The organism is Candidatus Hydrogenedentota bacterium, assembly GCA_035450225.1.
GTDB lineage: Bacteria > Hydrogenedentota > Hydrogenedentia > Hydrogenedentales > SLHB01 > DSVR01.
Genome location: DAOTMJ010000025.1, coordinates 54,621 through 68,850, shown reverse-complemented (window position 1 = coordinate 68,850; position 14,230 = coordinate 54,621). Strand labels below are relative to the sequence as shown.

Here is a 14,230-nt window from a genome sequence, read left to right as displayed (position 1 = left end):
ACTGGCGTCCTGGGCTATGCTCAATACGTCCCTCCGGGACTTCGTGGCGAACGCCTTATCATTCGACTGATCTGAAAATGGACAAACTCAAAGGACAGGCTGGACAGCCTGTCCCACACGGCGATTTCAGGCCGGAAATACCATGAAAATCGCATTCATCAACCTGCCGTTTGAACGGACGATCGTGCGCCGATACATGTGCACCTACCATTCGGCCATGATGAAGTTGGCACCCTACGAGTTGCTACAGCTGGCCGCCTGCGCGCGCGAATGGAACGACGCAGACATCTGTTTCATGGATGCCATCGCGGAAGAATGTGGCGAGGCGGAAGTCCACGCATTTCTTGCCTGCCATCACCCGGATGTGGTGGCCGCGCTTATCGGCATCGAGACCGTCTCGGCGGACTTGGCGTGCATGGACCGAATCAAGGCCGCGTTTCCGAATATCGCGATCGTGGTATTCGGACATTACCCCACGATATTTCCGGAAGAGATTCTTGAAAAGTCGCGCGTGGACGCCATCTTGCGCAATGAGCCGGAAAAGGTCTTTTCCGACTATCTCGACGCCCGCAAAAACGGGATGTCATTGAGGACGATACCGGGTCTCGCGGCACGGGACGAACAGGGCGCCGTGTTCGCAAATCCGCCGGAACGCATGCTCGACCTCGACACGCTGCCCTTTCCGGATTTTTCCCTGTGCGACATGAACCGGTACGAGGAATGGCTGCTGGGCGGACCCTGCGGCGTCCTGTTGAGCGCCCGCGGATGTCCGTTTACCTGTACCTACTGCACGACGACCTATGGGCGGCGGCTGGTCGCCAAAAAACCGGAAACGGTGGTGGCCGAATTGAAGGCGATGTGCGCCCAAGGCATCCGCGTCGTCCGGTTTCTCGACGACACCTTCACGTTCAGTTCCAAACGGGTCATCGCGATCTGCAAGGGAATCCTGGACGAAGGTCTGCGCGTCACATGGTCGTGCCTTGGGCGCATTGACACGCTCGATGCGGACATGCTCGGCTGGATGAAGAAGGCCGGCTGCGTGCGTATCGCCGTCGGCATCGAAAGCTACTCGCCCAAGGTGCTGGAATTTCTCGGCAAGACCGGCGATCCCGCCACGTTCAACGCGCGGCTTCAACAGGTTCGCGACGCCGGTATCGAGTGCGCCGGCACCTTCATGGTGGGCGCTCCCGTCGAGACCGAGGCCGATTTTCAGCAGACGCTGCGCGAACTCCTGCGGTCGCCTATCGATCTGATTGGCGTAAACGTCGTCACGCCATACGCAGGCACCCCGTATTTCGACCGCGTAAAAGACGACCTGATTTTTAGTCTGATTCCCTACGAGTGCCGGTTCCGGGATCGGCGCTTCATGGACGAAGCGGTCGCCCGCGAACGCCGCCTGTACCGGCGTTTCTACCTGCGGCCGTCCGTCATGTTGCGCCAGTTGCGGGCCGTCATGCGATTCCCCGGCCAGAGCCTGCGGCTCCTGGGCTATCTCTTGCGTGCGGGAATGGTCAACCAGCCGATTACGGGACGCGGGGAAACGACATAGAATGCGAAAATTCCGTATTACTCTTCCACGCCGATTCCCTTGACAACCCGGCGCATGAACATCGGCAGCAATCGCGCAAGAAACCACGGATCGGGGTAATCCCGCGCAATTCTCGCAAGCCGAAGGGGATTGAGATAGAATCGGCGCCACGCCTTGCGTTGAATAGCAAACAGCACGGAGTCGGGAACCGCCGAAAAATTGACCGGCTGTACGCTGAAGTCTTTTTCCCAATAACGAACCTTTGCAAGTTTCTCGGGTTGCAGTTCCTTGAGTTGCTCGTACAACTCCGTATTGGGATATGGAACGACCGTAAAAAAGGACACTGTGTGAAGTTTCGATTGGCAAACGACGTCCACCGTCGCCTTGAGGTCTTCCTCGGTTTCGGTGGGGAAGCCCATGATGGTGTTGCCATTGGCAAGGACGCGCCGTTTGATGGCCTGTTCGACGCACCAGATGAACTTGGGGATGCTCAGGTGTTTTTTGATGAGTTCCTGGATGCGGGGCGAACCGGATTCCAGCGCAAAGGACGCTTGGTGCAGGCCGGTTTCCACCAGCGCATCCAGTACTTCTTCGGTCAACGTATGGCTTTGCAGGCCGTTGGGCGCTCCCAGCTTGATTTTGACGCCTTCCTTGCGCATCAAGTCGGCAAACTGAATCGCGCGCTTGGCATCATGGTTGAAGGTGTCGTCCAAAAACTCGACCTCGGTGATCCCGTACGTCCGAACATAGTGTTTTAGTTCCTCCACGATTCGTTCGGCGGAATGCGCGCGAAAGCGTTTCCCAAAAATGCTGTGACAGTAAGTGCAAAGCCGGGGACAGCCGCGGCTGCTGAACATCGAAACATAGCGGTGCGGCGGAAGGTTTCCGAAGGAGAAGTCTCTCCAATATTGCGACACGTCGAGCAAATCGTACGCCGGAAAGGGAAGGGAGTCCAAGTCCTCGATGACGGGCATGGAGCCGGGATTGCTTATAATGGCGCCGGAAGCGTCCCGCCAGAAAAGACCCGGAATGTGCGAAAAATCCGAACCGGCCAACCAGGCCGACACAATCGCTTCGAAGGGGCGCTCTCCCTCGCCGCGAACACCGGCGTCGGCAGCCGTGTTTTCGAGGGCCGTGGCGCCGAACGACGACACGTGCGGACCGCCCAGCACAATTAGCGAATTGGGAAGTCCCTGCCGAATGGCGGTGGTAAGGCTGGGAAGCGTGTCCGCATAGAGAGTGAACGTGCCGATGCCCACGACATCGGCCTCAAATTCGATGGCGCGCCGCGCCACTTCCTGCAGCGAGCAGTTTTCCGCCCTTTGATCCAAAAGGCGGATCTCCACATCGAAACATTTCCTAAGGTAGGCGGCCAAGTAAAGGATTCCAAGCGGAGGCGTGGTCCCTGGAAAGTAAATGGAATTGCGACCCAAGCAGGTCAAGAATACGCGTAATTGCTTCATATGCATCAAATCCCTTGCGTGCCGCATGCAAGTGCGCAAGCGTCTGCATTATCCCACCTTCCGGAAGCCCATTCAAAGACGCCCGATAACGGCGGAAGGCGTTCCGGCAAAAAACACGCCGTCATGGTTTGCCAAGACGAGGCCGGACAATGCCCAGCCCCAGTGTTTTGCGCAACAGTACGCGACCCATATTCCGGATTCCGAATGTAAACTGGAACCGGTACAAATAGGCGCGCCGGTCGAAAAGACCAGCCATGATGCGCGCCAACACCACCACGAAGGGCGCTAGAGGGGCCATCAGGGCGCCTATAAAAGACCGATCGAGTACATTATTGATCTTTCGGGCCACTGGCGCGGAAAACGCGCACGCCATCACCAGTTCGATGGCCAAAACGCGGTAGCGGCTGCTCAAGACTTTCGACGGAAAGAATGGACGCATTTCATCGAGGATGGATTGAACATCACCCGGCGTCAAGGCGCCCGTTTCCAGCGCGATTCGGGTAATTTCCGTCTTGGGAAGATACGCCAGAAAATGCAGGTTCACCAGATTCGGCCTGGTTTCGTAGATGAACTCCAGCATCTGTCGGAGATGATCGGGAGTCTCTCCGGGCAAATTGGCGATGAAATCCGTTTCGACGCGCATACCCAGCGCTCTGGCCTTGATCAAAAGGCGTTTGGCATGTTCCGTGGTTTCGTTACGTCGTAAGACGTCCCGTCGAACATCCTCGCAGGCGCTTTGCACGCCGATTTCGATAGTAACGCATCCGCTGCGTGCAATCATTTCAAGCTTGTCGTCGTCCAACAACAGCGGATGCGTCTGCACGTTGAATGGTATTCCTATTTCAACGGGATAACGTCGACTGAATTCAGCCAGCCACTCCCTGTCCGCGGCGAAAACGTCGTCGTGAAACTCGATATGTTTCGGACAATATCGTTCTTTGGCATGCCGCAGCTCTGCAAGCACACAGTCCACCGACCGTACGCGATAATAGGAAGCGCCGTGTTGTGCGTAGAGATCGCGAATGGCGGCATCATTGCAGAAAGTACATGAGTAAAAGCACCCTCGCATGCATACCGTCGAATACATGGCGGACAGCGAACGGTTGATCGCATGATGCAGTTCCTTCTGAAGCGGAGGAAGCCGATTCAGGTCGCAAGGCACCGGGGATAGACCCCGGTTGATGACCTGCCCGTCGAGCATATTCCACACGCCCGGAAGTTTGCTCGCTTCCAGCATGCGGGTTTTCTCAATGCCGAGATTGTCCAGCGCGTCCAGCAAGGCCGGGAACGAATGTTCGGCCTCGCCGGTAACGACAAAATCAATGTCGGCGTGCTGCGCGACCGCGTCGGGAAGCAGTGTGGCATGTACGCCGCCGCAAATCACAATAAGCCCGGGACAGCGCGACTTGAGCTGCCGAATCAGACCCAGAATACGGGCAAAGGTAAGGGAAGTGATCGAAAAACAGACGACTTCGGCCCGATACGACAACAAATCGTCGCAGATTTGTTTTTCCGTCAAGGCGAAGATTCGTTCTAGGAAACGGTTATTTACCAGATATTGGCGGGGGCAAGAACAGTCCAGATAAAGGTAAACTTCGTGCGCAGAAGACTTCAAAACAGCCAACAGGGATTGGATTCCCAAGGACCCGGCATCGAAATCGTAGAAAAGAACCCGCATGTAATACTCCGCGAACAGACATCGTCAAATTATAACACTCTTCACACGAAGATCCCCTTGACGAGCTGGCGCGCCAACATGGGAACATACTTCGGCAGATAGAGCGGATTCGGATAGACGCTGGCCAGCCGGAGCATGCGAATTGGATTGAAAAAGAACCGTCGCAACGCCTTGCGCTGATAGGCGTACAACACGTGGTCGGGCACTTCGGAAAGATTCACCAGATTACTGGGAAATCCCCTGTAGACAAATCCGCTGAGTTTCTCGGGATGGGTCTGCATGACACGGTCATACAGTTCGGTATTAGGATAGGGCGTTACGGTAAAGAACGAGGCCAAGTGAACGGACGAATTGCAGATCGTGTCAATGGTCTGTTGGATATCCTCTTCCGTTTCCGTGGGAAATCCGAGCATGGCAAGACCGTAAGTAAACACGCGTCTACGGACGAGTTTGTCAACGCCCGCGAGAAAACGCGGAATGTCCAAGTGCTTCTCCATGTATTTCTGGATTTTCGCGGATCCGGATTCAAGCGGACAGCACGTGTAATACATGCCGGCGTCCACGAGTGCGTCAATCATGTCCGGCGTGAGCGTGTCTCCGCGAATCCCATTAGGGAACGCGATTCGCAATTTCAGATTCTGGCGCAGCGCCATATCGCAAAAATCCATCATGCGGCGTGGATCCTGATTGAAAATATCGTCATAGAACTCGATTTCATGGACACCGTACGTCTTCTGCAAATGCTCGATTTCGGCGATGACGCGTTCGGCACTCTGGGCACGGAACCGCTTGCCAAAGATACGATGGCAGTAGATGCAGCCATAGGGACACCCGCGGCTGCTAAAAAGACCAATGTACTTGCGGGGCGGGACATTAGCCATGGCCTCGTGCCGCCAGTACTTGGGCAGATCAATCAAGTCGTACGCAAGAAACGGAAATGTGTCCAGATTATCCAGCATGGGCGTTGGCCCCGGATTGACGGTAATCTCGCCGGCTGCGTTGCGCCACACGAGTCCCGGGATATGGCCATAATCGTTTCCTTCGGCGCGAGCCTGCAACACCTGTTCAAGGGCCAATTCGCCTTCGCCGGTAATGAGCATGTCGGCATGGGGAACATCGTCCATCACGCCCGCGCCAAAACCCGTAACGTGGGGCCCGCCCAAGACGATGAGCGCGTTCGGCAAGGCTTTGCGCGCCTTCAAGGCCAGTTCCGGCAGCAAAGGCGCAAACGGTGTCAGTACGCCAAAACCGATTACGTCCGCATTGAATTCGGCCGCCGAGCGGACGATATCGTCGGATGACGTGTTGTCAAGGCGCTGATCCAGCAACTTCATGTCCAGCGGCATGCGGTTGCGAAGGTAAGCCGACAGGGACAATATCCCCAAAGGGGGAGTGATTACCGGAAATTCCGAAGTCCGCAATCCGACACTTGCCAGGAAAAGACGAGTTCGTCCCATTACAATTCCTTCAAGTCTGATATCCCCCCAAGGAGGCCTTCAGTCCGATATTCCTGCCTGTCATTTCGAGGGAAGATCTGTTTTCTACAGCCAGTCATAGCGTACGTCAAGCCCACAGGATTTGTCAAACCGAACATTGAAAATGGCCGAAAGAGACCCGGCCGGATGAGATCGGCTTTTCAAGGAAGGTTTGATTGTTTGCGGGGAAACGCAAAGACTTGTATATTCGATTCGAGCAGACAACTATCGGATTGCAATCGGATGAGCGAGGATTCGAATATCGGCGGCTTGGATTTGCGCGGCGCGTGCCGCGCACTGCTGCCGCTGGGGGCGGTCATGGCGCTGGCCCTCGCGCTTCGCATGTACCGGCTTGGCGAACAGTCGGCATGGATTGACGAATTTCAATTGGCAGGCAATCTCGACGCGCCAAGCATGGCCACATATATCCAATTGTTGCGATTTCGCGGCCGGGACGGATTTCCCTTCTATTACATCATTTTCTATTACTGGAACTGGCTCGGCGCGTGTTTCGGCGTCGATGGCCCCTATTTCCTGCGGCTGCTTGCACTGTTGTGCAACATGGCGTCAATCCCCCTGTTGTATGTATTGACGCGGTCGTTTTTCGGGCGGGCGGCGGCGGGATTGGCCGTGCTGTGTTTCGCGCTTTCGCCGACGCAGATCTGGTATGCGCAATCCATCCACGTCACGGCGTTCTGGCAGTTGCTGGCGTTGGTCTCGATCTTCGGTCTGCACCGCGCCGTGTGTACGCGGCGGCCGGGATGGTGGCTGCTGGTTTCGACGGCCAATCTCATGATGGTATGGACACAGCCGTTTGCCGTTTTTCTGGTGGGCATCGAGGGGGTGTACATCCTGTGGCGGCTGCGGCCGCATTTCCGCGAGGCAGTCGCATGGACAGGCCTCCAGTTTCTCCTTTGCCTCTCCATTTTCGCCTGGATGTGGCGCGCCTTCCGCGACGTCCAAAAACCCGAAGAGGACTTCACCTATCTGCTGCCGTCGCTGAAATCCTTCCTGGCGGATTGGCTCGCCGACGACGCGGTCATAAGCAACGATCCCTTTGTGTTCCAGGGACAGACATGGGGCTTCCTGTCGAGCCGGGCGCAACAGGTAGTGGTGGATGCGCACGCCTGGATTGATTGGGCCCTGATCGCCTTTTCGGGCCTTTGCATCGCCTATTGCGCGGGGATGGTGGTCCATGCGCTGTGGAAAGGCGGGCATGATCGCTTCCGGACACCCGGCGCGGCCCACGGCGCGGCGTTGATCCTCGCCGTGGCGCTTTGTCCCGTGTGGATACACCTCCTCGTAACCGTCGCGTGGCGTCCGATTATCCTGCCCCGATTCACCAGTTACTCCGCACTGGCGGTATACGCCGCCGTTGCGGGCGGAATCGCCTTCCTCCCATGGCGCACACTCCGAAAGAGCGCCATCGGCCTGTTGATGTTCTTCTACGCCTATCAACTTTCGCTGGCCTTGCCGGCGGCGCAACGCACCGATTACGGCGCCGCGGTGCGCCACATTGCGGCGGAAGCAAGACCGGATGACACCGTGCTGGTGGCGGGCACTTTCATCAGTTGGGAAGCGTTCCGTTACAACGCGGGAAACCTGCCCTTCGAAATCCTGCCAGCCTGTTCGCTGGATGCCGCAAGCGATAAGGCGGCCCGACTCCTGGCCGCAAACGGCCACGCCGTTTGGGTAGTCATCGAACCGTTTGTGTTCACGCTGCCCCCGCTTGAACAATTCGAACAAAATCTCGCCGCGCACGGTCTTTCATGGTCGCGCCGCCTCTTTCCCGGCATGAACGGCCTCTACCTGTATCGGATCGCTTCCGCGCCGGAAGGCGGAACGACGCCAAGGGCCGCGCCCGTCGAAATCGTGGCGGTAACGGATTACGCGCACATCCTCCGGGACTTGGGATACGATACGCACGATCCCGTCGCGGAACGGGCCTTGCGCGAAGCGTGGGATGTCGAATTCGTGCCGACAACCTTCTATTACTCGATGCTTGCGCTGCATTTGGCCGCGGAGGGTCATCTGGAAACAGCCCGGCGCGCCGCCGACCGCGCCATCGCGCTCGATGAACAATTGGCCTTTTCGCGCTTCGTGCGCACGGTAATCCTTGGCGAAAGCGGCGAGGAGAAAGCCGCGCAAGCCGAATTCAACCAGGCCCTCGCGTTGGACTGGATCGGGTACGTCCGCCTGTATGGACCGCTTTTCGCCGCGCTATATTGGGAAAAGGATCCGGCCCAGGCACGGGCGCGCATCGGGGAACTGGATCGCTTCCATGTGTTCATGCCGTACGTGTGTTATGTTCGCGCCGGAACGATGAAAGCGGTTCCGCCGCTGTCTGCATCCCGATGAACGGACGCGGGCAAGGTTATTCGGACCCATCATCCGGCGGCGCGATATCGTATTGGCGCATCTTACGCCAAAGCGTCGAACGCGATATCCCCAGTTTTTTTGCGGCGGCCGTCTGGTTCCAGTCAAGCCGTTCGAGCGTCGCGCGAATCGAATCCGCCTCCACACTCTCGAGCGATTGGATATGGTCGGCGGTGTAGTTTGGCAAGGCAAAACGCGGCCGCACGCCCTGCCGCACATCGTCGGGCAGATCGCCGACCGTGATCAGGTCGCCGTCGGCCATGATGACCGCATGGGCGACGATGCTCTCCAATTCGCGGATATTGCCCGGAAACGCATAGTTCCGAAGCAGAATCTGCGAGGCCTCGTCAAAACCACGTACACGCTTGCCGAACTTTGCATTGCACCGGGCCAGAAAATGCCCCACCAGCGCGGGCAACGCGTCGAGGCGCTCGCGAAGCGGGGGAATGCGGATCTGTATCACGTTCAACCGGAAATACAAATCCTCGCGGAATTTGAACGAACGAACCGCCTCGACCAAATCGCGGTTCGTCGCCGCCAGCACACGCACATCCACGCATTGGGCCGCAACGGCCCCAACGGGCCGCACCTCGCCGTTCTGCAACACGCGCAGCAGTTTCGCCTGCGTCAGCGGGGCCATGTCCCCAATCTCGTCAAGAAAAATGGTGCCCCCGTCCGCTTCCTCGAACAAGCCCCGCTTGTTGGCGTCCGCGCCCGTAAACGCCCCTTTGAGATGTCCAAAAAGTTCGCTCTCCAGCAGGGTTTCGGGAAGCGCCGCGCAGTTCACCGCCACAAACGGGCGATCCCGCCGCGCGCTCAACTTGTGGATCGCGTGCGCCAGCACCTCCTTCCCCACGCCGCTTTCGCCCAGCAACAGCACCGTGCTGTCCGTCGGCGCAACCTTTCGCACAAGTTCGAGCACCCGGCGCATCGCCGCGGACGATCCCATTGTCTCCTCGAGAAAACTCTGCTCGAAATGACTCAGGCTCGCATCCGATGCCTTTTTCCGCAACGCCTTTCCAACAACCAACGCCACATCCGATGCCAGACAGGTCTTTGGCAAATAAAAATAAGCCCCCGCACGAATACCGTCAATGGCCCTATCAATACGGTCCAAGGGAAACAACAGAATGATCGCCGTACCCGGCTGGCGGCGTTGCGTAAAGGAGACGACCTCGACATCCGTATCGTTGCCCAAATCAAGATCCAGCACCACCACATCAAACGGTTTGCGCGTCAGAATTCTGAACAATCCCTTCGAATCATGGCATCGTTCCGTCACATATCCCGCCGATTCGAGAAAGCGCGCCAACGTATCACCATAGGCAATATCCGCACAAGCCACCAGTATTCCGGCTTTATCCATTTGATCGTTTCGCATTGAAACATCCCTTTCCGGCCATTGTTCTATCGTATCAAAACGAAGCGATCCGATCAATGGATTCGAGGATGGCCCCAAGAATTACCACATCCACCTCACTAAACCCATGATACAAGACACTCTTCTTGTTGTCTGAAAAGTCCTTTTCATCGCTCAAGTCCTTTATGTTTTTCTCTAATGGGACTTGAGAGTACCGAGTTCTTGAGACAAAAAGATGAAAATTTCCACGAAGATTGGCGTTTCCGGGCCATTTCATGTCGGATCAGGCAACGAGATCTTGTTTTGAAATTGAAAATGGCCGCTTGGTAGCGCCGATTTCCAAATCGGCATGTCGTGTTTCAGCAAGCCGATTTGGAAATCGGCGTTACATTCCGAGCCCTTCACGACTCCGAGAACACGGTACTCTCAAGTAATGGGACTTCAAGCGAAATGTTCCTGAAGAAAGGCCAGATCGAGTTGGGGATAAACCGGGAAACGTTTCAAGAGTGTTTCGGTAGCGGCACGGGCCTCGGCAAGCGCGGCATCGTCTATTTCATATTTGATTTTGCTGGGCTTACCGGCATTGGGCCCGGATTCGACGACGCCGGGTTTCGTCTGCGACAGCGCGAACCGGATGATCCGGGCAATCTCACGCATTTCGGACGTTCCCATGCCGAGGGTCGTCACGGCGGGTGTGCCGATGCGCAATCCGCTGGTGATCAGCGGCCCATGGGGATCGTAGGGCAGCGAATTCGAGTTGAGCGTGATGCCGCAGGCGCGAAGCACGGCCGCGCCCTGTTTGCCGGTCAGTCCGAGGGGACGCATGTCAATCAACATAAGATGGTTGTCCGTGCCGCCGGTCGAGAGGACCAGCCCCTCCGCGATGCACGCCTCGGCAAGCGCGCGCGCGTTTTCGACTATCCGTTTCGCATAGGCTTTGAACGACGGTGTATTGGCCTCGGTGAGCGCGACGGCCTTGGCGGCCATGATATGGCCGAGCGGGCCTCCGATGACCAGCGGACAGCCCTTGTCCACATATTCGGCAAATTCGGCTGTGCACAGCACAATCCCGCCCCGGGGACCGCGCAGGGTCTTGTGCGTGGTCGAGGTAACTATGTGGGCGTGGGGCATCGGATTGAAATCGCCCTCGAACACGCCTCCCGCGACAAGCCCCGCAAAGTGGGCCATGTCCACCATGAACACCGCGCCCACGGCGTCCGCAATGGCGCGCATGCGGCGGAAATTGATTTTCCGTGGATAGGCGCTGAACCCCGCAAGCAGGATAAGCGGCTTGATTTCGCGCGCCATGCGCTCGATTTCATCGTAATCAATCAGATTCGTCTCGCGGTTCACGCCGTAACTGTACGCATCGAACATTTTGGCCGACACATTGCGCCGGTACCCGTGCGTGAGGTGGCCGCCGGAATAGTAATCCATGCCGAGCAGACGTTGATGGCCAAGGGCGTCACGCACGGCTTCCCATTGTTCCCGCGTCGCCTTCGCGGGATCCGTCAACCCCAGTTTCGTGAGTTCCGGCGTTTCCACGCGCGCCTGCAAAACCGCCCAATAGGCAATCAGGTTCGCGTCCGCGCCGCTGTGGGGCTGGACGTAGGCGTGGTCGCATTGAAACAGTTTGCGCGCCTGATCGCAGGCATACGCCTCGACCGCGTCCACATTGTCGCAGCCCTCGTAAAACCGCGTGCCGGGAACGCCCTCCGCGTATTTGTCCGTCAGCAGATTGCCCATCGCCAACTGGGTCGAGAGCGAACAATAATTCTCGCTGGCGATCAACTTGAGATACCGGCGCTGATCGGCCAGTTCCTGGACGATGGCCTTCGCCACAGCCGGCGCCTGCTTGGCCGTCTCGGACAGGTTGGCGATATAGGCCAGAAATCCCTCGTCCAGTGCTTCCGGCGGGGTCTTTTTCAAATAGGCCTGACATGGATTCATGGGCACAAGGTTTCCTCTCTTTATCATAAAGCGATCATCATGCCTTAGCGGCGCGGCTTGTCCACGTCCGCTGTAAGCGATTGTTGGTTTCTTGGTCCGCAACATCTGTGTGTAAAGCACAGAAATTGCGGAGAAAGAAATTATACGCCTGATTGAGGCATTGTGGCTGAGCCGCTTTAGGTTTTTCTTGTGGTTTCCTCGTTCATCGGTGCTCTCATACGGCAACAACGTTCAATGAAACATAGTCCTTCACGTATTCCGGTATCACCTCGCGCCAGCCGTTCAGCGCCTTGATGTCGGCCAGCGAGACTTTGGGACTCTCGGCCAGTCGCCCAAATGCGCGGGGATCCATGATAGCGCGAGCCGCGCCGTTGCCCAACAAGCAAATAGTATCGGTTTGACGACATGCCTTGCAAAGCGGGCGAAAGGGCCGTGGATGGGCTGTTTATCGCTGGGCGGATGGCGGGGCAACGGGACGCGGCGGCGCTTCGGGGGCCAGAGCCGCGTCCGTGCGCAGGGATTTGCTGTCGAAGGCCTCGTCCAGCAATCCAAAGATTCGCATGACGCTTCGCCGGCCGCCGAGCAAAGCCCGGCGTTGTTCGGGCGTGGTGGCGCCGAGTTCGTCATCGAGCAGGAGATCGAGGTATCCGAGCAGGGCGGTGAGGGGCGATCGCAAGCGTTGCGAGACGCTGGTCAGCAGGCCCGTTTTGAGTTCATTGACCTGGCGAAGTTCCCGGTTCAGATGGCCGAGACGGGCGTTGGCGAGTTGCGTGGCTTCCTGCAGTTCTTTCTGCTCGGTGATGTCGCGCGCGATGGCCACGAAAAACTTGCGCGCGTTGCGGATGAATGAGCGGACATGCAAATCCACGGTCCGTTCGATGCCGTCGGCGTTGAGAAAAATCTGTTCGCCGTGGTATTCGTTCCGTTCATACAGGGCGGCCAGTTGTTCCGACAACGTTCCGTCGTCGAACAGCAGGCTTCGAAACGGCTTGCCCAGCAAATTTTCGCGAAAGATGCCGAAAAACTCGCAGGCGCGGTTGTTGGCTTCGGTGATGAGTTCGTTTTCGTCGTACACGAGAATGGGTTCGGCGGCATGGTCAATGATGGTGCGGAGCATCGTTTCGGAGGACGCCAGCGCATCCGCCCGCGCCTCCAGCGCCTCTTCCGTGTGTTGAAGGAGCGTGTTGGTGGTCGCGACAATCCAGCCGCAGACGGGGATGCTGGCCACCTTGACGAAGATCACGCCGGGCGGCAATGCCAGCCCGGCCAACGCCCATTCGATGGCGATGACCAAAAGGTACGCGCCACAGGTAACGGCGGACGCGAGCAACATGCCTCCGAAACTGCGGCGATACACTGTGTATCCAACCAGAAACAGCAGGTAAAGCGTAAAAAACTCGCTCTCCTCGGCGCCGGTAAAAAAAACGACGCATGAAATTTCGGCGACATGGATGGCGAAATTGAACGGGGAAGCGAACCATTCGTAGCGATGCGTCAACAACACCGTGTGCACAAAAGCGGCATGCAGCAGCACCACAACGGTGATGACGGCCAAATCCGTGTAGGAACCGACGGCGAATCCGGTGAGAAAAATCCCCGCCAAAACGACGTACGCCACATACCGGAAAACAAGGCCGATTTTTTCGAGACGAAGCCCCAGCGCCAAGCGAACGTCGCTGTCGCTTGCGATTGGACGGCCGCCGCGTTTCAACAGCCCCCTCTCAATCAGGATGTTTTTCATGCGATTACTTCAGAACAACCCATGCCTCCGGCACGCAATCCGCGCCGAGCCGCTGGCCCGCCGGCGAGGCTTTGAACGCATCGAAGTCTTCTCCCTTGGGTGGCAGTTGGACCCATTCGCCCGCCTTGGCGCGCTTGAGCCGCTCCACCGCATAACCCCGCTCAATCATGGAAACCGTCGCATTGCGGTCTTTTTCGGCGCGCGCATCCTCCTCGTACAGAAGTTTGCGGTCCTTGTTTTCCGCCGCGACGATTTGCCGGGCCTCGTCCCGCTGCCGGGCATCGAGCGACGGATCGTCCCGGAATTCCAGGTAGCCGCGGTTGTTTTCGCCCGCAATCCGACGGGCCTTGAGATCGGCAACTTGGCCGCTACGCTCGCGCAACGAGGACAGAACCGCCGCTTTCGTATCAGCGGCCGCCGCGCAGGCCGCCGGAAGGAGAAACGAACGCACGGGATCTCGCCACGACGTCTTCTTCGGCTCCGGCACAGGCACGGTGTCGGTTTTCCCTTCGATAAAATCCAGCGAAGACGCGGCGCGCTGCTGGATTTCCTGTCGGATATCCACCGTGATATGCGCCTCGAATTTGTTCGGAATGCGAACGCAACCCATCGCGGCCGCAAAGACGGCCAGAACGACAACGACGACCATCCGTTTCATT

General features: G+C 57.7%; 10 protein-coding genes. 2 read left to right on the top strand and 8 right to left on the bottom strand.

Going from position 1 to position 14,230, the window contains the following annotated elements; translation table 11 throughout:
* The first annotated feature begins 142 nt into the window (after positions 1-142).
* The gene (locus P5540_13570) at positions 143-1,549 is read left to right on the top strand and encodes a radical SAM protein (protein ID HRT65844.1); all 1,407 of its coding nucleotides are present in this window, start codon (positions 143-145) and stop codon (positions 1,547-1,549) included.
* Between the two features lie 17 nt (positions 1,550-1,566).
* Here the strand turns inward: P5540_13570 and P5540_13565 are convergent, their stop codons facing one another.
* From P5540_13565 to P5540_13555, 3 genes are all read right to left on the bottom strand, one after another.
* Positions 1,567-2,991 carry a radical SAM protein gene (locus tag P5540_13565; protein ID HRT65843.1) on the bottom strand — a complete coding sequence of 475 codons (1,425 nt, stop codon included), beginning with the start codon at positions 2,989-2,991 and terminating at the stop codon, positions 1,567-1,569.
* A 121-nt stretch (positions 2,992-3,112) separates the two neighbouring features.
* Entirely contained in the window at positions 3,113-4,669 is a 1,557-nt protein-coding gene (locus P5540_13560; protein ID HRT65842.1) for a radical SAM protein, read from the bottom strand.
* Between the two features lie 41 nt (positions 4,670-4,710).
* Positions 4,711-6,126: a radical SAM protein gene (locus P5540_13555; GenBank protein HRT65841.1), complete on the bottom strand. Its 1,416-nt coding sequence runs from the start codon at positions 6,124-6,126 to the stop codon at positions 4,711-4,713.
* 261 nt (positions 6,127-6,387) lie between these two features.
* On the opposite strand from P5540_13555, the gene P5540_13550 reads away from it, so the two are divergent.
* Positions 6,388-8,502: a glycosyltransferase family 39 protein gene (locus P5540_13550; protein HRT65840.1), complete on the top strand. Its 2,115-nt coding sequence runs from the start codon at positions 6,388-6,390 to the stop codon at positions 8,500-8,502.
* Between the two features lie 16 nt (positions 8,503-8,518).
* On the opposite strand, the gene P5540_13545 is transcribed toward P5540_13550, so the two are convergent.
* The 5 genes from P5540_13545 to P5540_13525 all read right to left on the bottom strand — a co-directional run bounded on the left by P5540_13545 (position 8,519) and on the right by P5540_13525 (position 14,229).
* Complete coding sequence (locus P5540_13545; protein ID HRT65839.1) at positions 8,519-9,901, bottom strand: sigma-54 dependent transcriptional regulator; 1,383 nt, start codon at positions 9,899-9,901, stop codon at positions 8,519-8,521.
* A gap of 420 nt (positions 9,902-10,321) precedes the next feature.
* A complete protein-coding gene (locus P5540_13540) occupies positions 10,322-11,830 on the bottom strand; it encodes a glycine hydroxymethyltransferase (GenBank protein ID HRT65838.1) in 1,509 nt (502 codons plus the stop codon).
* A gap of 214 nt (positions 11,831-12,044) precedes the next feature.
* A complete protein-coding gene (locus P5540_13535; GenBank protein ID HRT65837.1) occupies positions 12,045-12,182 on the bottom strand; it encodes a hypothetical protein in 138 nt (45 codons plus the stop codon).
* Between the two features lie 93 nt (positions 12,183-12,275).
* A complete protein-coding gene (locus P5540_13530) occupies positions 12,276-13,571 on the bottom strand; it encodes a PAS domain S-box protein (protein HRT65836.1) in 1,296 nt (431 codons plus the stop codon).
* A gap of 4 nt (positions 13,572-13,575) precedes the next feature.
* Positions 13,576-14,229 carry a DUF1318 domain-containing protein gene (locus tag P5540_13525; GenBank protein ID HRT65835.1) on the bottom strand — a complete coding sequence of 218 codons (654 nt, stop codon included), beginning with the start codon at positions 14,227-14,229 and terminating at the stop codon, positions 13,576-13,578.
* Between the last annotated feature and the right edge of the window lies 1 nt (position 14,230).

Bases quoted from the DNA above. Each gene is read 5' to 3' on its own strand.
- P5540_13545 (HRT65839.1), bottom strand. From the start codon at position 9,901: ATGCGAAACGATCAAATGGATAAAGCCGGAATACTGGTGGCTTGTGCG.
- P5540_13560 (HRT65842.1), bottom strand. From the start codon at position 4,669: ATGCGGGTTCTTTTCTACGATTTCGATGCCGGGTCCTTGGGAATCCAA.
- P5540_13565 (HRT65843.1), bottom strand. From the start codon at position 2,991: ATGAAGCAATTACGCGTATTCTTGACCTGCTTGGGTCGCAATTCCATT.
- P5540_13535 (HRT65837.1), bottom strand. From the start codon at position 12,182: ATGGATCCCCGCGCATTTGGGCGACTGGCCGAGAGTCCCAAAGTCTCG.
- P5540_13555 (HRT65841.1), bottom strand. From the start codon at position 6,126: ATGGGACGAACTCGTCTTTTCCTGGCAAGTGTCGGATTGCGGACTTCG.
- P5540_13550 (HRT65840.1), top strand. From the start codon at position 6,388: ATGAGCGAGGATTCGAATATCGGCGGCTTGGATTTGCGCGGCGCGTGC.
- P5540_13540 (HRT65838.1), bottom strand. From the start codon at position 11,830: ATGAATCCATGTCAGGCCTATTTGAAAAAGACCCCGCCGGAAGCACTG.
- P5540_13525 (HRT65835.1), bottom strand. From the start codon at position 14,229: ATGAAACGGATGGTCGTCGTTGTCGTTCTGGCCGTCTTTGCGGCCGCG.
- P5540_13530 (HRT65836.1), bottom strand. From the start codon at position 13,571: ATGAAAAACATCCTGATTGAGAGGGGGCTGTTGAAACGCGGCGGCCGT.
- P5540_13570 (HRT65844.1), top strand. From the start codon at position 143: ATGAAAATCGCATTCATCAACCTGCCGTTTGAACGGACGATCGTGCGC.